The organism is Methanobacterium congolense, from assembly GCF_900095295.1.
GTDB classification, from domain to species: Archaea; Methanobacteriota; Methanobacteria; order Methanobacteriales; family Methanobacteriaceae; genus Methanobacterium_C; species Methanobacterium_C congolense.
On the sequence record NZ_LT607756.1, the window covers coordinates 1,591,860 to 1,613,054 of the forward strand.

The window sequence follows — 21,195 nt, forward strand, 5'->3', positions numbered from 1 at the left end:
CTGAAAAAATAAAAAAACAGTGATTAAATGATCAGAGAGAATCAAAGATTTTTCAACTCCATATTGATAATTGCAGACATGGCTTTAATAACCCTTTCATTGATTTTAGCATGGTATCTACGTTTTGAAACAGATATACTGGGTCATGGTTATGGTGTATGGTCCTTCAAACAGTACATGATCTCACTTTTACTCATATTGCCCCTTTACATTTTCCTTTATTATTCATTTGGTTTGTACGATCCCCAAAGAACTAAAAACTTTGATTCTGAAGCGTTACAAATCATCAAAGGAAATGTTCTTGGATTTCTGCTTATCCTCACATCCCTCTACTTGATTAATATACTTAATTATTCAAGGTACCTCATCATCATCTTCGCTATTTTAAGCTGTGGATTTTGCATTGGGGAAAGATATGTTCTTAGATCTTCCTTAAAGTATATAAGATATAAAGGATTTAACATCAAGTATATTCTGGTTGTAGGTGCTGGAGAACTTGGCGAGAAATTTGCAGTTAAAATTAAGGAAAGTAAATACATAGGGTACGAAATAATTGGATTTCTGGATGATGAATTTGAAAAGGGCCATGAAGTTCAGGATTCAACCGTCATAGGAAACCTGGATGATATTGAAAAGGTAATTAAAAACAACGTAGTTGATAGGGTTATAATTACATTATCTGCAAGGCATCGCAGGACCATAGAGAGTATCGTGGACACACTTGAGAGGTACGGTGTGAAAGCTGAAATAATTCCAGATTATTTCATTTACTGCCCTGCAAAGCCTTACTTTGATATGATAGATGATATTCCGGTTATAAACATAAGATATGTACCCCTTGAGAAGTATTCCAACAGGATAGTTAAAAGGATATTTGATATCTTCGTTGCCCTTTCAGGGATCCTCGTAACATCACCAATACTGATCATAACGGCCATTTTAATAAAATTAAGCTCTCCAGGACCTGTGATCTTCAAACAGGAAAGAGTTGGCCATAACAAGAAACATTTCGACATGTACAAGTTCAGGAGCATGCGGGTTCAGGATGAAAGGGAGGAGAAGTACCAGTGGAGCACAGAAGAAGATCCACGTAAGACACGGATAGGTTCATTCATCAGGAAAACCAATATCGATGAACTGCCCCAGTTCTTCAACATATTGAAGGGGGATATGAGTTTAATTGGCCCCAGACCAGAACGTCCATACTTCGTGGAAAAGTTCAGGGATGAAATTCCCAAGTACATGGTCAAGCACTACGTAAGACCTGGAATGACCGGCTGGGCCCAGGTTAATGGTTGGAGAGGCGATACGTCCATTGCAGAAAGGATAAAACATGATATTTACTACGTTGAAAACTGGAGCTTCCTCTTCGATGTGAAAATATTCTTCATGACCTTTTTAAACTGGTTCGATAATGCTTACTGATCCGGTTTAACCTTATTTTATATTATGAGTTAAAAATTTTAGATGATGAATCAAAAGATGAGTTAAAAATTTTATGAAAAATCAAAAGTCAAAAAATCCAATCCAATTTTCATCTTTATTAATTTAAAGAATCAAATATATTATTAAATGATTCAATTTCATGAGTAAAAGTTCATGAATAAAAAAACTGAAGAAGGTGAACATTTTGACAGGAGTATCTGAAGCTGTAACATTCATCCAGGAAGTTGAGGGTGTTGAAACTGATTTAATAATTCCCAGTGCGTTCGTGAAGGATTTCCATTTTTCTACAGAGGAACACCTCATGATCATGCTCAGGGTCGTTGGCCCGGACGCATCCAAGGTTGTGGATTTCTTTGAGGACAGCGAAGAGGAACTGTTCATCATAAACACCACAGCAGGTGATGGGGAAAAAGTATCGGATGAGTTTCTTTTAGTTTCCATGTACATGGATGAGGGACCTGCAATAACTGTGGACATTGACACTGAACCCGCCATGGCTCGGGTGATACTTGACTTCAAAAGGGTTGAATGATAACTACCCTTTAAAACTTTATTTTTTAAGGATAAGACAACGCTTTTGAGGAATAGTTTAAATATATAAAGATCAGTGCAATGTTTTTTAAAAGTAGAACCTGTTAAAAATAACATCTTTTTTAAAAGTAAAAGTTTAAAAAACTAAAATTCTATTTAAAAATAAAAGTTTAAAAGTAAAATCCTCTTAAACATATACCAATTTTAATTTAAGGTTTAAGATATCTTATTTTTAATTTATTATATCTTATTATCTCATTTTTCAATGAATTAAAAAATAATTAAATAAAAAAAGGAAAAAGACCCCCATCCAATCGGAGTGGATTGAAGGAAAGTCTCATTTACATCTGATTTTTTTAAGCCCCTGCTCCACCTGCAAGTGAGTCCGCACCAAGGTCCATGATCACTGGTTTTGGAAGTTCAATGCCTATGGTTTCCTTGATAACATCCTCAACAGTCTCAACGGTGACAAACTCCAGCTCTGCTTTGACATCATCTGGAACCTCATCAAGATCCTTTGCATTTTCCTTCGGCAGTATGACACGTTTGATTCCTGCACGGTGTGCTGCAAGAACCTTCTCCTTGATACCACCAACAGGAAGCACCGCACCCCTAAGGGATATTTCACCTGTCATTGCAAGTTCTGAGTCAACTGCACGACCTGTTACAAGTGAGGCAATTGTGGTTAAAAGTGCCACACCAGCTGATGGTCCGTCCTTTGGAATTGCACCTGATGGCACGTGTATGTGCAGGTCCTTCTTCTCGAACTCCATGTTCTTGAGGCTGAAGGCCATCCTTGAACGGATGAGGCTCTGGGATATCTTTGCAGATTCCTTCATAACATCACCAAGCTGACCTGTGAGCATGAGCTTGCCTGTTCCAGGCATGAAGGCACCCTCTATGAAGAGTATGTCCCCACCAACCGGTGTCCATGCAAGGCCTGTCACAACACCTGGAGGGTTGTTCTTACCAGCCTGGTTCACCTGGATGAGCTCGTGGCCAAGCAGGTCGTAGAGCATGTCCGCTTTAACAATGTATGGTAGTTCAACCTTGCCCAGGACTATCTTCTCTGATGCTACCCTTGCAACCTTTGCAAGCTGTTTTTTAAGCCCCCTGACACCTGCCTCCCTTGTGTAGTTTTCTATGATGGCTTTAAGGGCCTCGTCTTCGATCTGGAGCTGGGTTTCATCAAGTCCATTGTCTTCAAGCACCTCTGCTATGAGGTGATCCTTTCCTATTCTGAATTTTTCGTGGCTTGTGTAGCTGCCTATCTCTATGATCTCCATACGGTCACGTAGTGGTGCTGATATGTCCCTTAGTGAGTTTGCTGTGGCTATGAAGAACACGTCTGAAAGGTCGTAGGGCACGTCCAGGTAGTGGTCTGAGAAGGTGTCATTCTGCTCAGGGTCCAGAACCTCAAGGAGTGCACTTTCTGGGTCTCCGTTAACAGATGCCATGAGTTTGTCCACCTCATCCAGTATGAAAACAGGGTTTCTGGTTCCTGCACGTTTCATTCCATTTATGATTCTACCGGGCAGGGCTCCGAGGTAGGTTCTTCTGTGGCCCCTTATCTCAGACTCGTCCCTGACACCGCCCAGGCTGATCCTGACGTATTCACGACCAAGTGCTTCTGCTATACTTTTTCCAAGGCTGGTTTTACCTGTTCCTGGTGGTCCAACAAGGAGTAGTATGGATCCCTGTTTGTTGTGCTTCAGTTTCATGACTGTGAGGTGCTGGATTATGCGGTCTTTCACCTTGTCCAGGCCGTAGTGCTGTTCATCCAGTAATTTCCTTGCAGCTTCGATGTCGATGTCCCTGATTTCACCGGGTCCCCATGGTAGGCTGGTCAGAAGATCCAGGTAGTTTCTGATGATGTTCTCCTCTGAGTTGTTGGAGCCACCCCTCTCGAGTTTGTTGACCTCCTCAAGTGCAACCTCCCGTACCTCATCAGGCATCTGTGCTTCTTCAATGAGTGTTCTGTAGTTCTTTCCGTAGGCGCCTTCAGAGTCACTCAGTTCATCCTGTATGGCCTTGAGCTGCTCTTTGAGCATTGTTTCCCTGTGTTTTTTGTTCATCTCCTCGTTGAGTCTGGCCCCCATCTCCATCTGGAACTTTATGGATTCCTTCTGGTCGATGAGTGCATCAAGGAACTTCAGACTCCTCTCTCTGAGGGAGCGTGTTTCAAGTAGTTCCTGTTTTTCTGGGATTGAAAGCCTCATGTATGGGAACACGTAGGCCATGACCTGTTTGAGGTCGTTTAATTGATGGATCTGTTTGAGGTAAGCATCGGATCCCTTGAAGTTCTCACTTATTTCCCCTACAAGGTTCTGGATGTTCATCAACATCTCGTCCTGGTCTTCCTCCTTCAGATCTGTGATGTCGGGCATGAATGTGTAAGTTGCCCTGTAATTGTCACCGTCGGGGATGAATTCCTTAACTTCCACCCTTTCCAGGATCTGTGCCTTGATCTGGTAGAAGTCCTTCACCTCCTCGACGTCTTGAATGTGGATTATGGTTCCTAACCTGTAAAAATCAGATTCTTCGTAGAATCCTACAGGATTCATTTTTTTAAGAGCCAGAGCTATACCGTAAGAATCATCGTCTTTAACGCGGTTGTAGATCTCGCTTCCTGCTTCTTTACCAACTTTGAGGTTTACGTTGGTGTCGGGTAGTAGTGGAACATCTGGTAGGACCACTACAGCTAATTCTTCGTTGAAGTTCATTTCTCTCATACTATCACCCAATGGGTACATATACGGCATTTTAACCTATTGAAGTTCCTTTTTGGGTTTTTATCTCCCTGTTTTGGTTTTATTTTAATTGATCGCACTTTGCTAACGCACAACTAAACAAAAAATCAATATTTTTCTTGTGTTTTAACAGGGCACGTTTGTTGAAGGTGTAGTAGATGTAGTTACCTTCCTTCTCTGCATGGAGGATCTTGACTGTTTTGAGTACTTTAAGGTGCTGTGAGGCGGCAGGTTGTGTTAAACCCATTATATTTGCCATCTCAGTTACACTGACTCTTTCAATTTCACCTGAAGCAAGCCAACTGATTAAGATGAGCCTGTTAACATTGGCAAGTGCCTTGAAAAGCTCTTCCAGTTCTTCCTGTACCTCAGGGTCGTGCCCAAGATCTGACTCCAGCATGTACCATCAGTATATAAGTATATGCTTATATACTTTTCTGTTCTCAGGTTACTAAAAGAATTTCATACTTATTTGGACAGTAATATTAATAAAAAAATAAAAGGAATTAACCTTTTACTCTGGATCCTCATGCCCACAGACAACCCTGACTTCAGGGTACTCCTTCAAAAACTCCAGAATATTTTCCAGACTTTTTTGGGCCATTTCAACGTTCCATGTGTAACCTGAGGATGCAACACCACATTCGAGGTTCTTCCTGATGAAGCAGGCATCTATTGTGTAGAGCACGGGCCCATCTAATCCGTTGACAAGAAATGACATGTGCCCTGGGGTGTGCCCTGGAGTGTAGATGGCCCAAAGGGATCCGTCCCCCAGAACATCTGCAGCTGGTCCCAGTGGCGGCATGAGTTCTACAGTAGAAAAGTCTATTTCATGAAGAGCTTCCAGGCCCTTGAAGTAGCCTCCGTAGTGGAAGGGTTTGGATTCCAGGCATTTTTCACCCTTTCCAATGACGTAATGGATATCATGGGGTAACTCCCGTATCCCAGCCATGTGGTCAGAGTGCAGGTGGCTTAAAAATACCCCTTTAAGTTTTGTTCCCCTTTTATTCAGGTGGTATGCTATGTTTTCATCCTTCTCCTGCTGGTACTCGTCTGTGAATATCCAGGAAAGGATACCCTTAACGTTACCCCTTGGATCGTTACAGTAAGAGGCATCAAGCCCTGCATCAAGGAGGTAATCCCCAAGATCATCGTGGTGAACCAGGTGGGCCATTATTGGAACATCCACATCTTCATCCTCAACGTTGCCTGCATTCGGATGTTTGGGATTGATTGTCCCCCTCATATTCAGAGTTACAGTTCCTGTTTTAAAACTTTCCACTTTGACCGGTCTTGGATTGTTGAAAACATCCTTCCATTCTTTTTTTGAACCTTCCTTCAATGAAAATGGTACTATTTTCATATTTTACATCCCTTAATTTAATTTCTCCATAAAATATCGTTAATGATAAGTCTTTAATGATAAGAATTTTATTGTGATGTTCTCTATTTCACACACCTTATATCCTTCTATTTGATTTTTTGCACCATATCAATGAAATATTCCCAAAATGGTTTTAAAATAATTAAATTTTTAGTTAAATATTTTTAAAACTGTCCTGAAAACGTTTATAAATTTTATTTTATTATTAAAGATGATTTAATGGTTTTTATTTAAGATAACATTATTAAATAATTATTTTGAGTAAAATAAAACAAAATCATGATTTAATGGAATATTAAGGTTCTGAAGTTCTATGGAAAAAATAGAGATATTAAAAGATTTAAAAAATGAGAAAAGGATTTAAAAGGGAAAGAAAAGTTTAAAAAGGGAAGAAAGGTTTAAATAAAGAGAAATTTCCCCTTATTTTGAACTCGTTTCCCCAAAACATCTCTCAAGAACCTCTTCTGCAGGAGGTTTGGTCAGTAAGCTCACAATGATTGTTACGATAAATGCCAGCGGCAGCGCAACAACTATTGGGTCAACAACCGGCCAAGGCATGGTTGTCACAAGTACACTGCTTCCTGTGAGCCATTTACATATTCCAAGACCTGCAGCTTCTTTCTTGTGCATAAAGACCAGCCAGAACAGGCTCACAAAGGTTCCTGTCATGAGTCCTGCAATTGCCCCGGATTTGGTTGCACGTTTCCAGAAGAGTGCACATACGAACATTGGTAGGAATGCTGAGGCACAGAGTCCAAAGAATATGGATGTTCCCTGGGCAACCACGCTTCCTGGAAGGAGGTAAGCCACTACAACTGCAATGACAACTGCAACCAGAATTCCTACACGGGTTATGAAAACGGATCTCTGGCCTTTGTTGCCCTTTAATGTTTCGTAGACATCTCTACCTATGGCTGTTCCCTGAACATGGAACTGAGCGCTTATGGTGGACATGGCTGCTGCAAGGAGCGTTAGCATGAATATGTACGCGAACCACTCGGGCATGGCCATGTTTATGAATATGGGTATTATTGAGTCTACGTTCCCACCTGCAACATCAACCGCAATCTTTCCAAGGTGCTGAAAGAAGTAGACATTTGAAAGGGAACCCACAACGTATGCCGTGAAGGTCATGACGAATATGAACAATCCTCCCATGAGCACTGCCCTGTTAAGCTCCTTGCTGGACTTGACTGTCATGAACCTGACTGCAAGTTGGGGTTGGGCAAGGGCACCTATTCCCACACCCAGAATTATACTGGATACAAGGGTCCACCACCATGCACTTCCAAGAACCGGGGAGGAAGTCCATCCTGTTGCACCCATGGCCACCACACTCTGGGGCATGAGGTAGGCCATATTGGTTAGGGCCTGGTGAGCTGCTGTAACCCCTCCAAGTGTCCAGTAAATGAATCCCAGTAAAACTAACATTCCTGCAAACATTATGGTTCCCTGGAGAGCGTCTGTATACATAACACCCTTTATACCACCAAAAATAACGTAGGCTGCAATGATGGCTGCCAGTATAATGAGTGCAATATTGAAGTTCATTGACAGAGTTGTCTGCATGAACCTTGCAGCCCCTATAAGAACAACCGATGCATATAGTGGCATTGCACCAAATATAATCAGTCCGCTGAAGTACTGGATAAATTTACTGTCGAATCTTCGGGCCAAGAATTCTGGGAAGGTCAACGCTCCCATCTTCTGTCCCATCCTTCGTGTAGGTTTTCCAAACACTATGAATGCTATAAATACACCCACCAGAATGTTCAGGAATACCAGCCACAGAATTCCCATTCCAAACTGGCCTGCAACACCTCCAAAACCTACAATTGCCGCCGTACTTATGAATGTGGCACCGTAACTTAAAGCCATGATGTATGGATGGGTGTCACGGCCTGCAACCATGTAATCCTCTGAGCTGTCGGTTCGCTTCCATGCGATGTATCCAACGTAACCCACCATGAGGAGGTATATAAAAACAACAACACTGAATAACAATACGTCCATAATTTAACCTCATCATTTTTTTATTTTTTAGGTAAATCCATCAAAAAGACCTGATTGAAATTTTTAAAGCGATGTAATCAAGATATTATAGTTTTAATTATCTTTTTAAGCCAAATTTTAAGTTAAAAACTTGCAGAAATTAGATGTTAAATATCTACACTCCAAAGTTTTTAATGATAAGATGGATTGATTCTGATACAATTCTACAAATCTATAATGTTTAATCCTTATTAATGCCATCTCCATATAAAAACTCTTTTAATTAATTCTTGTACAGGCTTTCTTTTATCGATCTTAACCTGGAACTTCACAACTTGAAACAAATTAAAGACCATGGAAAGTGAGGTGAATTAAAACTGGTCCATTTTAAAAAAAAGGTACATGTGAGGGAGAGTTGGTATAGATTTGGGTGTGATTCTGGTAAACGCTTTTATATGTTCTTTATCATAAAAAGAAACGTTTGTGAGGGGGATAACCAAATTAACATTACCGGGAAAGCCCCAATCTTCCCAATATTGTAGTCCCTAACCTCAATCCCCCTTCAAACATTCATCTTTCTAATTTCTAAATGAACCTGAAATGATTTATATGACCTTGAAATGATTTATTAAAGATTCAACACGAAATTCTGGTTTTTTTATTTGTTTTAACATGAAATCTGTTGTTTTAACATGAAAACTGGGTTTAACCTATTTTTACAGGATTTAGTTTTTTTTATCAGTTAACTATAAGCAGAAATTGTTTAAAAAATTCAATAAAGGTTTGCGTTAGTTTTTAAATTCCTCCAGTTTTAGGATGTGTCTTTTTTTGAATCTGTAAACAGTTACCTCATGAAATCTATTTTTTAACTATGAATCAAGTTCATGGACCTCCCTTAAAAATGAAACCACAACGCAAATATACCTTTATTTCCATACCCTTTTTCATTCAAAATGATTCTACCAAGAATCCATCCCTTAATGGAGATTTAATAAAAAAGATAGGGAAGAGTCATAATTAATAAAAAGAAATAATTCTATAAGTTTCATTAAAAGATTAATAGTATTGAGGGCCAATTTAAAATATCTAGGATATTAAAAGGATTTTGAGTATTAAAGGATGGCTCTCCTAGAAGCATGTTCAGGGGATAAAATGATCTGGAACGAAGAAAAGGAATGCATGTCCCAGGTGGACAGAGAAAAATTACAGCTTGAAAGATTACAGGTTATCGTTAAAAGGGCCTACGAAAATGTGCCATACTACAAAAAACGGTTAGATGAGGCAGGTGTTAAACCCGAAGACATCCAAACATTGAAGGACATAGAGAAGATTCCCTTTACAACCAAAACAGACCTTAGGGAAGCCTATCCCTTCGGCATGTTTGCAGTTCCCCGCAGGGAAATAGTTGAGCTCCACACATCCTCAGGGACAACAGGAAAACCCACAGTATCCGGTTACACCAAGGGCGACCTTGAGATATGGAGTGAATGCATGGCAAGGGGCCTTACCATGGTTGGAATTACAGAGGATGATGTTATCCAGAACACACATGGTTACGGTCTTTTCACAGGAGGGTTCGGTGTTCACTACGGTGCCCAGAAGATCGGGGCAACTGTGATACCAATCTCAACTGGCCAGACAAAAAGGCAGATGGAGATCATGCAGGACTTCGGCACAACCGTACTCATAGTAACACCCTCCTACGGATTGTACCTTGCAGAGGAATTTGCAGATGAAAACATTGACATGGACGACCTTGATCTTAAGGTCATTGGATTTGGAGCTGAAGGATGGACCCAGGAAATGCGTGAAAAGTTAGAATCCAAGTTCCATGTTCCTGCATACAACATCTACGGCCTAACAGAAATAATGGGCCCTGGCGTTGGCCTTGAATGTGAAGCCCAGGATGGTTTGCACATCTTTGAGGACCACTTCTACCCAGAGATCATAGATCCCCAGACCCACGAAACCCTGCCTGACGGTGAGAAGGGGGAACTGGTGCTGACCACCCTGACCCGTGAGGGAATGCCCCTTCTGCGCTTCCGTACGAAGGACATAACGCGACTTAAAAGGGGTAAATGTGAGTGTGGAAGAACCCTTGTGAGGATTGAAAGGATTACAGGACGTTCAGATGATATGATGAAGATCAGGGGCGTTTCCATATTCCCATCCCAGATCGAGAAAGCCCTCCTTAAGATCGATGGGCTGGAACCCCACTACCAGATCATAGTCACCAGACCAGGACACCTGGATGAACTGGAGATACAGGTTGAAGCCTCACCAGAACTCTTCTCAGATGAGGTGAAGGAACTCGTTGGAATTACCAAAAAAATAGAGGAACTAGTACACAGTGAAATAGGCCTCCGGGTTAACGTAACCCTTGTGGAGCCAAGAACCCTTCCCCGAAGTAAGGGAAAAGCTGTCAGGGTTATTGACAAGCGCGAAGTTGATATTTAAACTGATACATTCATAAAAAAAACAGTTGGGGATTTATATCAAAATGGTGATAGTATGAAGTTAAAACAGTTGTCCATATTTCTTGAGAACAAAAAAGGTAGAATGTGGAATGCACTGGACGTGCTTGAAAAAGCAGGTGTTAATTTAAGGGCGCTTTCAATTGCAGACACATCAGAATTTGGAATTTTAAGGTTGATAGTGCCTGAACCAGATAGGGCACGTGAAGTCCTTGAGGAGAATGGTTTTCTTGTAAAGATAGGTGAAGTAATAGCCGTTGGAATAGTTGACCAGCCTGGAGGCCTCAACAGGATACTTGGAATACTGGACAAATCCAGCATAAACCTTGACTACCTCTACGCCTTCGTTGAACAAAAGAAAAACAGAGCAATAGTTATCCTGCACCCTGAAGATATGGACGCTGGAATTGAAGTTCTTAAAGCTGGTGGTGCAGATGTTCTGACAGCTGAAGAGGTTTACAGCCTCTGATTTTAATTTTTTAATTTTATTCTTCAGAAACCACAGCAGCAGCTAGCCAAAAAGGCTATTTAATAGATCACGGAACGAAATATTTCTACGATGGTCAATCAGGATATCAAAAAGCTTCATGGAAAACTTACTGGTACAGTTCAAATGTAAGAAAAGTCAAAGAAACAAATTACGTTAAAATGGAAGGTAAATGGTACGTAAGTGACACATTTACTTACACTCTAAGAAAGGTCTCAAAAACTAAGATGAAAGTTGTTGTAGAACATTCAGCAGAATTAGGTCCACTAAAATATGTTTATTACGTAAATACGAAATTAAACACAATAAACTATTACTTGAAGGTTTTTAACTAGTTTTTCAAGGGTTTCCTGTCCAGAAGATGCTGTGTCAGTTATTAAATATCCTAATTTTTCTAATTTACGTTTCAAACCCATTGCAAGGATTTTTTTCGTCTTCCACTATCATTATTTTAGTTTTTGACATGCCCAACACCTTTGATGTGCTATAACCCTCTTTTAGGTGTTATAAGTTCAAGACATACTCTTTCACCCTTAGGATAGATAATTACTGTTCCACCGTAAGCCTTTATGAAGATTTCAACGATTTTTGCAAGGGTTTCGTAGGTCTGTTCAGATTCCACTGTGATGCAGAGGTAGGTTTTTTTAATACCAACATCCAGGGTATAATCATCAAGTTCTTCAAGTGTACGGAGTCCAATTAGGGATTCTGTTATGTAACGTCGTTTTTCTTCAAGAAATTTATCAACTTCCATGAAGACTATCTGAAGTATTATTAAATGATTTTTAACATTTAACATTGCCAGAATTTTCAGCCACCATATAAACACTACTTAATCATCAAGAACATTTTCTCCCTCTGGTAATTTAAGCATCTCCCTTTGACACCAATCAAATATAGCTTCTGTAGCTCCTCTTGAAATTTTACCCTGCTTATCACCATATTTAAGTCTTGCAATTCTTCTAAATGCTATTTCCAGCTCATCAGATATGCATATTGTAATACAACCCATTTAATTCCCTCTTCATTTTTTTAAAGATTTATTCTAATGGATAAAAATTTGATAAATATCCAATAATGTTATTTCAGGAAATGTTTATTGACAATTGATAACTCATCAATACTTAAGAACATATGTGAATACTTGCTTTTTTAAGAGTAAACTCTTTTATGATTTGAAGCATTAATGAATGGTATTAAAAGATTTTTTTAAGGTTTTACTTATCTTAGATTGAATTTAAAACCTGTTTCTTGATTTAATAATGTGTTCATGGATACATTTTAAATGTTTCCCTTTTAACTTTTTCCTTAAAAAGTAGCCATTTTGTAGATCAAATCAAATTTTGAGTCTAATTTGCAGGTGAAACTTAAAATTAGAAATTGAACCCTAAAATTAGATATCAAGTATACTTCATTTAACAGGGCATTATTTCTTTAAAAATAGATAATAAAGAATAAATATTATGAAAAAGTGATTTTAAAGGCAATGGTAAGTTGTTATGGTTTATTCAAAATAAAAAGGGGCTTGGGGTATTAGAATATGATATATTCTGACTATATTCTGAATATACAACCATACAACTTACCATTATCTTCCACCTCCACGTTTACTTTAAAAGTTTGGTTCTTGTTGTTGAGGATGAAAGCATTCTTGCGTTAGGTGTTAAAAGTAAACTTGAAAAAATGGGCCATAAAACTGTAGAAATAGTCGACTCCGGTGAAAAGGCAATAGCTGCGGCAAAAAAACATCAACCAGACATAATACTTATGGATATAGTTTTAAAGGGAGATATGGATGGAATTGAAGCTGCTAAAGTTATAAAAGCCCAACTGGATATTCCAGTCATATACGTTACAGCCTACGCAGATGAAGATATAATTAAGACAGATGAAGATATAATTAAGAGAGCTAAAATAACAGAACCCTACGGTTATTTAATCAAACCCTTCCGGTCTGAAGAATTGAACGCCAACATGCAGATGGCCCTGTACAAACATCAAAAATGTGAACAAAACTCTGAAAAAATGAAGAAAAAGATATAGGGTCTTAGATTTTTCTTGTTGAAAAGAGGATTTTCCTTCTAGTTTTCCACTTTTTAAGGATTACTGATAGTTTTGTTTTTAAAAATACATTTTTATTTTTATTTTATGAGAATAAGTGGGCTTCTAAACCGTTAAATTTAAGTATTAATGCTTACATAGTTTTATTTGGCGATAAAAATGAAGCATCACTTAAATTACAGTAAAGAAGACCCAAATTATATCTTGTTGGAAAAAATATTTAAAATTATCGGTTCTAAAAAATCCCAGACAATAATAGCCTCTAAAGGTGTTAAAAACATTAATATGATGATTTTATCAATTAAAATCATTTTCACTGCTATTTTCTTCAATATAACTGTTGAGTTTGTTGTTTCTGAACTAAAAAGGGATAAAAAGTTGCGAAAATTCTTCAAAACCAATGAAGTTCCAAGTGCTGTTCAAGTTTCAGAATTTTTGGCACGATTTAAACCCGATACGTACATCAAAATGGTAAATAGCATATTAATGCAAACTAAACCTCTCAAAAGGCGTGGAAAACGGACATTTATTGTTGATGCCACACCCGTGGACTTAGATTACAACATACAACGTAAACATCGTTCAAAAGAATACTTAGAAAAACAGGACCTAAAATGGAGTTATTCATCCTCCTATGGATTTTATATTGGATTTAAAGCCACAGTAGTTATAGAACACACATCTGCAATGCCCGTTGCTATTTTAATCCATTCTGGAGCGCCACACGATTCCAAGATATTCAATGAGATAATGGAAAACCTGAAAAGAAGACGAATAATCCGAAAAGGAGACACAATACTATTTGACAGAGGATATTACAGTTATAAAAACTATCAAATCGGAATTTCTAAGTATAAAATTGTTCCTTTAATTTTTCCCAAAGAAAACTTCAAAATACAAAAATTAGATGATAAATTAACCTATCCATTACAAGTATTTAAGGATAAAAAGACCGAAAAAAAGTCTAAAAAATTATACAATACCTTAAAAAATGTATTAATCTATAAAATAGAAAATTGGAAACGATACAAACCTGTACGTGGAAAAATCGAAGACTTTTTCAAATTATGCAAATCAGGACTAAGCTTGAAAAAATTACACAAATATACACCTGAATCAGCCGAAAGAACAACCATACTAACTGTATTTTTAGCAGGGCTCATCACAACAACAGGTTACAACACAAAAACAGCCCTACAAAAGCTCTCCGAAACCTAAAAAAACCAAGACCCTAAAAAGATATTATCAGATTTCTATGAATTCCTTCTTCAGTCTGTACCTTCTTCTACTTCCAAAAATGATCCAAACATCAAAAAAGAAATTTTAAGAGTATTTCAGAAACGATTAGAACGTGAATTGAAAAACGATTTCTTAAATGAAATGGAATCCTACCAAATCAACAAAGATCCAGGTGAGGATTCAATTATGGAAAGCCACCTTGAGTTTTACAGGACCTTTTTAAAACAGTACCTTTCTTCCCTGGGCATTGAAGCTGAATTTGAGGAAAACAATGAAAAACTGTTTCTTGTACTTAACAACTGCCCATGGATCCATGAATGTGAAAAAAATCATATATTCTGTTTAAACTGTCAGGCCATTGCTGAAACCATTTTAAAATGGATAAATCTGACAGGCACAGTTAAAAATAAGTCAAATATTGCAAATGGATCATCTAATTGTATATTCACATTTAACTTTTAAAAGAGAATGATTTCAAGGAATATGAAGTAGAATAAGGGACCTAAAAGGAGTTTAAATAGTTACCCCTTAGAACAAATCCCAAATCCTTCCTCAAATGCCTTCATATTGATTGGTATGCTTTTTTCAGGCAGATTAGACCTCATTGAATCAAGTATCAACTTTTTGCTCAAGGGAAATCCTTCAACTGCTGCTGCACCCCCGAGCATCACCATGTTAAGGGACAGTATGTGTCCAGCATTCTTTGCAATGGTTTCTGCATCCATTGCAAACACTTCTCCTGTTTTTGATCTGAGTTCATCCATGATGACATCAACATCTGGGTAGGGCACATCACTCTGTCTTAAACTGGAGGGGTAGATTGGGGATGTGTTTACAACCACACTGGTTTTTCTGTTAAGCTTTGGAAGGGCTCTTAAAGCTTCAAGGGGCTCGAATGCCAGTAATAAATCTGCTGTTCCCTCCTTGATTATTGGACTGTAGGCATCACCTATCTTGAGTTCAGTGGACACCACACCTCCCCTCTGAGCCATGCCGTGTATTTCACTCATGACAACTGGGATGTTACTTCTCATTGCTGCTTCACCAATTACCGTGGAGGTTTTAATTATTCCCTGACCACCCACGCCTGAAATATAAATACTGTAAGGTTTCATCCTTGATCTCCTCGATTGCAATCTTTAAATCATTTTTTTATAGTTTCAATAGCTAAAAGCTGAAAATTTTGAAGGTAATTCTTTGAAGGTGATTTAATTTAAATCATATCCATAAAATCTACTTTTTAGCACCTATGGCCCTCTCAGGGCATATCTGCACACATACATTGCATTTTCTGCAGAGCATTGGATCTATGTGAACTGATTCATCCTCACTGGTGTAGATTGCAGGACATGCAAGTTCCTCAAGGCAAACTGAGCATCTGTCACATTTATCCTGCTTAACATGGATAATAGCATCACTTCTTGGTCTTTTCCTGTTTTTGATGAGCATACATGGGTACCTTGACACAACCACTGCCACTCCATCGTATTCCAGTGCTCTTTCCAGGGCTTCCTGGGATTTTTTAATGTTCAGTGGATTTATGGTTTCTAAAAATCCAACTCCTGTTGCCCGGACCAGGTTTTCGATTGAAACTTCCGGTGCCTCGTATCCCATTCCATCAACAGGCAACCCAGGGTGTGGTTGGCCTCCTGTCATAGCTGTGGTTCTATTGTCAAGTATGACCAGTACGAAGCGGTTTTTGTTGTGAACTGCATTTATGAGTGGTGGTATTCCTGCATGGAAGAATGTTGAATCTCCTATGAAGCTCACTATCCTCTGATCTGTTGCCTTTGAAAATCCACAGCTTGTTCCTATGCTGGAACCCATGGACAGAAGGTAATCTGCTGCGTCGTAGGGAGAGTCTATCCCAAGGGTGTAACAGCCTATATCAGTTGGGTGGATGATGTTTTCGATTCCAAGGTTTTTTGCCGCTCTTCTAACGGAATGATAGGCAGCACGGTGGGGACATCCAGGGCAAAGGGTAGGTGGACGGTTTGGTAGTGATAGTTCCGTTGATTCCAATTCCAAGATATTCACATCCACTCCGGTAACCTTCCTCAAACCTTCAAGCACTATTTCAGGGGTGTACTCGTAGATCATAGGCATTGTATCATCCAGTTTTCCATGAACCTGAACCTTAAGGCCATGTTTTCCCACAACTGCAAGTACGTCCTTCTCCATGATTGGGTCAACCTCTTCAACCACCAGCACACACTCAAGACCTTCCATGAATTTCAGTAGAAGTTCTTCAGGGAATGGATTGGAAAGAGTTAATTTGAGGACATTCACCGGCAGGTTTTCCTCATTCACAGCGTCCATCACGTAGTTGAAGGCACTTCCACTTGTTACCACACCGATCCTTCCATCCCTATCAAATATCTGGTTTAATGGGGAGGTGTTGCTCAGCTCTCCTAACTTTTCCATTTTTCCAACGAGTTCCCTGTGCATCTCCCTTGCAGTTACTGGAACCGGCACGAATCGTTTGGGGTCACGTTTGAAAAACCCCTTCTTTGGAGCTTCTTTCCTCTCTCCAAGTTCCACAACCCCCCTCATGTGGGATATTCTGGTTGTGGTACGCATGAGCACGGGTATCTGGAATTCCTCTGATAATTCATAAGCATCCTTCATGAGGTCTTTGAGTTCCTGTGGACTGGATGGTTCCATCATGGGCATGTTTGCAAGGCGTGAGTAGTGCCTGTTGTCCTGTTCGTTCTGTGAGGAGAACATGGATGGATCATCTGCCGACAGTATCACCATCCCCCCGTTAACACCTGTATAAACTGCACTCATAAGAGAGTCTGCTGCAACGTTAACTCCCACATGCTTCATGAAGGTAAATGACCTTAACCCGGAAGCTGCTGCTGCTGCAGAAACTTCAAGTGCAACTTTTTCGTTGGTTGAAAATTCGAAGTACAGTCCTGCTTCATCTGCTATTTTAGAGAGCACATCACCTATCTCTGATGAAGGTGTTCCAGGGTACGTGGATGCAACTGCAACGCCTGCCTCAATTGCTCCACGAACAGCAGCCTCATTCCCTAAAAGGAACAATTTATCGTTCTCTTTTCCTGTTAAAACCTCTTTTATATTCATAAGAATCTCCTTTAACTTATTGAACCTATTAGCATTTATAAAATCATTAAATGATTGTGTATCCTAAATAATTTAATATAACCTGCTTTGAACCTTGAACTACACTTTTAAAGAACTGCAATTTTAAAATTCAAGAATTTGATTAACATTCTAATGTGAATTTTTCTTTTTTTTATTTAATTAATTGTGGTTAAAATGGTTATGGTTAAACAGATGGTTAAAATGGGTTTATATGTAAGATGTTTGATGTTTTGTTTAGATCACATGTTTTTGGTTGTTGATCTTCCAAATCTATCTTCAATTGAATGGTATTCAATCTTCTATTTTTATTAGGTTGTACTTATCTACAATTAAAATTTTTTATAGTCACACAGCCCATTCATAAAACAGATAGGATAAATAGTAATATGAGTAACATGCAAAGAATGGCAAAAATCAGGATAAATGATCTGGACGTGGAATATGAAGTGATCCCACGGAAGGTCAAATATCCACGTTTAGAGATTAAAACAGGTTATCTTAGAGTCATAGTTCCAGAGGGTTACGATGGGGCAGGTAGACTTGTTGAGAAACATAGAAAGTGGATATACAACCATCTTTGCATGCTGGAACATTCAAAGCATGAAGCAAGAAAACGCAGTTTGAACCTTGAAAGAACTGAGGAGGAGTTCAGAAGCCTTGTTAGGGAGTTGGTTGGGAAATTTGCAGACCAGTTGAAGGTTGATTTTAAGCTTGTACGTTTCAGGAAGATGAAAACACGGTGGGGCAGCTGCAGTTCCCGTGGTAACATCAACATCAACCGTTATATGATATATCTTCCTGAAGAACTTGTTGAATACGTTGTTTTTCATGAAGTTGCACACTTGGTTGAGATGGGACACAACAAAAGATTCTGGGGCATTGTGTCCAGTGAATTTGGAGATTACAGTGAGTTCGAGGATGAGCTTTCAATCTACTGGATACTGATAAAAGAGAAATTCATTACACCCTTTGAAAACTAAATATCATAGGATACTTGTTCAATTTACATTTTATCCTTTTTAACTTTGATTATCAACAGTTAGTTCTTAAGATCTCATTTTTGTGTTGTGGGTTTGGTCCTGCCTTATAAATTTTATATAATATATTGCACCAATAATAGTGTAACTTGTTGTTCCATATAAAAAAAATAACATTCAATTTCTGAAGGTTGAATTAAAAATATTCAAGTAAGCAATGATTAATCAATTAAAACACGATAAATTGAAGATTAAATTGAATTAAAGAATAATTGAATAAACTAATTGAATAATAATCAACCCTCAAAACTTGTAAATTTTACTCATAAATGTTTTTAAACATAACCCGGAGATAGAAATGATAAGAATTAAAGTTCTAAGATACGATCCTGAAAAGGATAGCGAAGCCCATTTTGAAACCTATGAGGTCCTTAAAAAGGATAAAATGAAGGTTTTGGATGCTCTGAATTACATAAATGAAACCCACAATGCAGATCTTGCCTATAGATATTCCTGTCGTGCAGGGCAGTGTGGTTCATGTGCAATCAAGGTGAACGGAGAGGTTGCACTTGCATGTAAATCTGAAATAGAAGATGGAGACGTTCTGGAACCCATAGACCTTCCAGTTTTGAAGGATCTGGTTGTTGACAGAACAGCTCTGGATGAGAAGACCTGGAAAATGGGACTTTTCCTTGAAGGTGGATGTGAAATCTCTGAATGCCCAAAGGTTATGGATCCCAGTGAGTATGCAGATACCAAAAAGATAAGAAGCTGCATAGAATGTTACTCATGTATTTCAGCATGTCCAGTTGTTAAAGAAACCAAGGAATTTGCAGGGCCATACTTCATGCGTTACATCTCAAAATTTGCCCTTGATCCACGTGACTGTGGAGAACGTGCAGCTGAAGGAATTGAAGAGGGTCTTTACTGCTGCACATCCTGTTCCAAGTGTGTTGAGGTTTGTCCAAAGGAGATAAACACCTTCGGAGGGGCCATTGAAAAGTTAAGGGAAATAGCCTACGGGGAAGGTAAAGGACCCCTTCCAGCCCACAGGGAAATCTGGAAGTCCATAAAAAGTACTGGAAGGTCAGTTGAACCATTGGGCAAGGGTAAATTTGCAGAGGGATTCATAAAAGCTGCTTCAACCGAAAGAAAATCGGAAAGTACTGAAGAATCTGAAAACCCCCGGGTTGCTGTTTTCACAGGATGTATGGTGGATTATAAGCTTCCTGAAATTGGAGAAGCACTTTTAAAGGTTCTTGAAAAGCATGGAATTCATGCAGAGGTTCCAGGAACCCAGATATGCTGTGGTTCACCACTGATAAGAACCGGACAGACAGATATAATCGAGGATATTGTAAAACAGAATTATGAAGCCCTTAAAGACTACGACACCATCATAACTGTCTGTGCAGGATGTGGTTCCACCCTTAAAAACGATTATCCGCGCTACGGTGCCAAACTCAACGTCAAGGATATAAGCGAGGTTCTGGTTGACAAACTCAACACTGAGGATATGAAGCCCATGGATATGAAGGTCACCTACCACGACCCATGCCACCTTGCAAGGGGTCAGGGGATAAGGGAAGAACCCAGATCCATACTCCGCAGGATCAAAGGTGTGGAATTCGTGGAGATGGAAGCTCCAAACCAGTGCTGTGGTGCAGGTGGTGGAGTGCGCTCTGGAAAACCTGAGATAGCAGCAGGGCTGGGTAAGAAAAAGGCTCATATGGTTGAAGACGTTGCAGCTGATGCTGTGGTTACAATATGTCCCTTCTGCGAGTACAACATACGGGATTCACTTGAAGCAGAGGGTCTTGGAAACATAGAAGTTCTAAACCTTTTAAAACTCCTGGAAAAGGCTTACGGGTTGGACGAAGAAGAAAATTAACATACACATCCAATGACAGATCATCAAACCTCAATCAACCAATATTATAGAACAGAGCTGATAAACAAATGATATACGTGGTTTTTGTGGAGCCAGAAACTCCTGGAAACATAGGTTTTCTTGCACGTACCATGAAGAACTTCGGACTTTCCGATATGGTACTAATAAATCCCTGCCAACTGGAAAATGAGTCGTACTACCAGGCCATGCATGCAAGGGAGGTTGTGAGAAACGCGAAAGTTTACAATTCCATTCCAGAGTTCCTTGAAGCTGAGAAAATAGATTTCACAGTTGGAACAACTGGAGAAGCTGGAGGAAGCTACAACTTGCCTAGGATAGCTGTAACACCCGATAAATTTGCAGAAAATCTTAACTTGACCGGAAAAATGGCACTTCTCTTTGGAAGAGAGGGTAATGGACTCTCTAACGATGAGATAGAACTCTGTGATGTTATCGTTACCATTCCAACCCATGAGGATTACCCTATAATGAACATAACCCATGCAGCTGCAATCGTGCTCTACGAGATATTCAAAAAGAAGAAGAGTTACCCTCGTGAGGAACTTGAAGAGGCTTCCAAGGTTGAGAAGGACGGACTCATCGGAACCATGGATGATATCGTTGAAAAACTCGGATATCCCGAACATAAAAGTAAAAATGCATCCCTTGTATTTCGCAGAATCATTGGAAGGGCTTTCATTTCGGGAAGGGAAGCACATACATTGAAAGGCACCCTTCGAAGGATAAATGAGAGATTGTTGGAAAAGTAGATTAAAGGATCAGTTTAAGAAGTTAGATTAAGTGGATTTAACGTAAAATTTAATACAATTTATCTGAAAAAAGGTTTAACAG

The 21,195-nt window shown here is 39.1% G+C and carries 18 protein-coding genes; 10 read left to right on the plus strand and 8 right to left on the minus strand.

Annotated features, from left to right (window positions below):
* Window positions 1–27 precede the first annotated feature (27 nt).
* On the plus strand, window positions 28–1,425 hold the full coding sequence (locus MCBB_RS07560; RefSeq protein WP_071907188.1) for an undecaprenyl-phosphate glucose phosphotransferase: 1,398 nt from the start codon (window positions 28–30) through the stop codon (window positions 1,423–1,425).
* A gap of 205 nt (window positions 1,426–1,630) precedes the next feature.
* Window positions 1,631–1,978, plus strand: coding sequence for a hypothetical protein (locus MCBB_RS07565; RefSeq protein ID WP_071907189.1), 348 nt, complete (start codon window positions 1,631–1,633; stop codon window positions 1,976–1,978).
* Between the two features lie 355 nt (window positions 1,979–2,333).
* Here MCBB_RS07565 and lon read toward each other — a convergent pair whose 3' ends face one another.
* The 4 genes from lon to MCBB_RS07585 form a co-directional block, all read right to left on the minus strand.
* Window positions 2,334–4,709 (minus strand): endopeptidase La, encoded by a 2,376-nt coding sequence (gene lon / locus MCBB_RS07570; protein ID WP_071907190.1) that lies wholly within the window; start codon window positions 4,707–4,709, stop codon window positions 2,334–2,336.
* A gap of 79 nt (window positions 4,710–4,788) precedes the next feature.
* Window positions 4,789–5,127 carry an ArsR/SmtB family transcription factor gene (locus MCBB_RS07575; RefSeq protein WP_071907191.1) on the minus strand — a complete coding sequence of 113 codons (339 nt, stop codon included), beginning with the start codon at window positions 5,125–5,127 and terminating at the stop codon, window positions 4,789–4,791.
* Window positions 5,128–5,241: 114 nt separating this feature from the next.
* Complete coding sequence (locus MCBB_RS07580; RefSeq protein ID WP_071907192.1) at window positions 5,242–6,090, minus strand: MBL fold metallo-hydrolase; 849 nt, start codon at window positions 6,088–6,090, stop codon at window positions 5,242–5,244.
* 441 nt (window positions 6,091–6,531) lie between these two features.
* Window positions 6,532–8,124 (minus strand): sodium:solute symporter family protein, encoded by a 1,593-nt coding sequence (locus MCBB_RS07585; protein WP_171899111.1) that lies wholly within the window; start codon window positions 8,122–8,124, stop codon window positions 6,532–6,534.
* A 1,131-nt stretch (window positions 8,125–9,255) separates the two neighbouring features.
* Here MCBB_RS07585 and MCBB_RS07590 point away from each other — a divergent pair.
* Both MCBB_RS07590 and MCBB_RS07595 read left to right on the plus strand, forming a co-directional pair.
* Window positions 9,256–10,560, plus strand: a complete 1,305-nt coding sequence (locus tag MCBB_RS07590) for a phenylacetate--CoA ligase family protein (RefSeq protein WP_071908039.1) — start codon at window positions 9,256–9,258, stop codon at window positions 10,558–10,560.
* 54 nt (window positions 10,561–10,614) lie between these two features.
* Window positions 10,615–11,046: an acetolactate synthase gene (locus MCBB_RS07595; RefSeq protein ID WP_071907194.1), complete on the plus strand. Its 432-nt coding sequence runs from the start codon at window positions 10,615–10,617 to the stop codon at window positions 11,044–11,046.
* Between the two features lie 502 nt (window positions 11,047–11,548).
* On the opposite strand, the gene MCBB_RS07600 is transcribed toward MCBB_RS07595, so the two are convergent.
* Together MCBB_RS07600 and MCBB_RS07605 are read right to left on the minus strand one after the other, a co-directional pair.
* A complete protein-coding gene (locus MCBB_RS07600) occupies window positions 11,549–11,893 on the minus strand; it encodes a hypothetical protein (protein ID WP_071907195.1) in 345 nt (114 codons plus the stop codon).
* Between the two features lie 3 nt (window positions 11,894–11,896).
* Window positions 11,897–12,076, minus strand: coding sequence for a hypothetical protein (locus tag MCBB_RS07605; RefSeq protein ID WP_071907196.1), 180 nt, complete (start codon window positions 12,074–12,076; stop codon window positions 11,897–11,899).
* A 608-nt stretch (window positions 12,077–12,684) separates the two neighbouring features.
* On the opposite strand from MCBB_RS07605, the gene MCBB_RS07610 reads away from it, so the two are divergent.
* The 3 genes from MCBB_RS07610 (at window position 12,685) to MCBB_RS07620 (ending at window position 14,826) form a co-directional block, all read left to right on the plus strand.
* Window positions 12,685–13,107: a response regulator gene (locus MCBB_RS07610; protein ID WP_071907197.1), complete on the plus strand. Its 423-nt coding sequence runs from the start codon at window positions 12,685–12,687 to the stop codon at window positions 13,105–13,107.
* A gap of 177 nt (window positions 13,108–13,284) precedes the next feature.
* Complete coding sequence (locus MCBB_RS07615; RefSeq protein WP_084789871.1) at window positions 13,285–14,343, plus strand: transposase; 1,059 nt, start codon at window positions 13,285–13,287, stop codon at window positions 14,341–14,343.
* A 21-nt stretch (window positions 14,344–14,364) separates the two neighbouring features.
* Window positions 14,365–14,826: a methanogen output domain 1-containing protein gene (locus MCBB_RS07620; RefSeq protein WP_171899146.1), complete on the plus strand. Its 462-nt coding sequence runs from the start codon at window positions 14,365–14,367 to the stop codon at window positions 14,824–14,826.
* Between the two features lie 59 nt (window positions 14,827–14,885).
* Here MCBB_RS07620 and MCBB_RS07625 read toward each other — a convergent pair whose 3' ends face one another.
* Both MCBB_RS07625 and iorA read right to left on the minus strand, forming a co-directional pair.
* Complete coding sequence (locus MCBB_RS07625) at window positions 14,886–15,479, minus strand: indolepyruvate oxidoreductase subunit beta (RefSeq protein WP_071907199.1); 594 nt, start codon at window positions 15,477–15,479, stop codon at window positions 14,886–14,888.
* Window positions 15,480–15,597: 118 nt separating this feature from the next.
* Window positions 15,598–17,454 (minus strand): indolepyruvate ferredoxin oxidoreductase subunit alpha, encoded by a 1,857-nt coding sequence (iorA, locus tag MCBB_RS07630; RefSeq protein WP_071907200.1) that lies wholly within the window; start codon window positions 17,452–17,454, stop codon window positions 15,598–15,600.
* A gap of 425 nt (window positions 17,455–17,879) precedes the next feature.
* Between iorA and MCBB_RS07635 the strand changes: the two genes are divergently transcribed.
* The 3 genes from MCBB_RS07635 to MCBB_RS07645 all read left to right on the plus strand — a co-directional run bounded on the left by MCBB_RS07635 (window position 17,880) and on the right by MCBB_RS07645 (window position 21,113).
* Entirely contained in the window at window positions 17,880–18,455 is a 576-nt protein-coding gene (locus MCBB_RS07635; RefSeq protein WP_071908040.1) for a M48 family metallopeptidase, read from the plus strand.
* A 355-nt stretch (window positions 18,456–18,810) separates the two neighbouring features.
* Window positions 18,811–20,343: a fumarate reductase (CoM/CoB) subunit TfrB gene (gene tfrB, locus MCBB_RS07640; RefSeq protein WP_071907201.1), complete on the plus strand. Its 1,533-nt coding sequence runs from the start codon at window positions 18,811–18,813 to the stop codon at window positions 20,341–20,343.
* Between the two features lie 68 nt (window positions 20,344–20,411).
* Window positions 20,412–21,113 carry an RNA methyltransferase gene (locus tag MCBB_RS07645; RefSeq protein ID WP_071907202.1) on the plus strand — a complete coding sequence of 234 codons (702 nt, stop codon included), beginning with the start codon at window positions 20,412–20,414 and terminating at the stop codon, window positions 21,111–21,113.
* Window positions 21,114–21,195 lie beyond the last annotated feature (82 nt).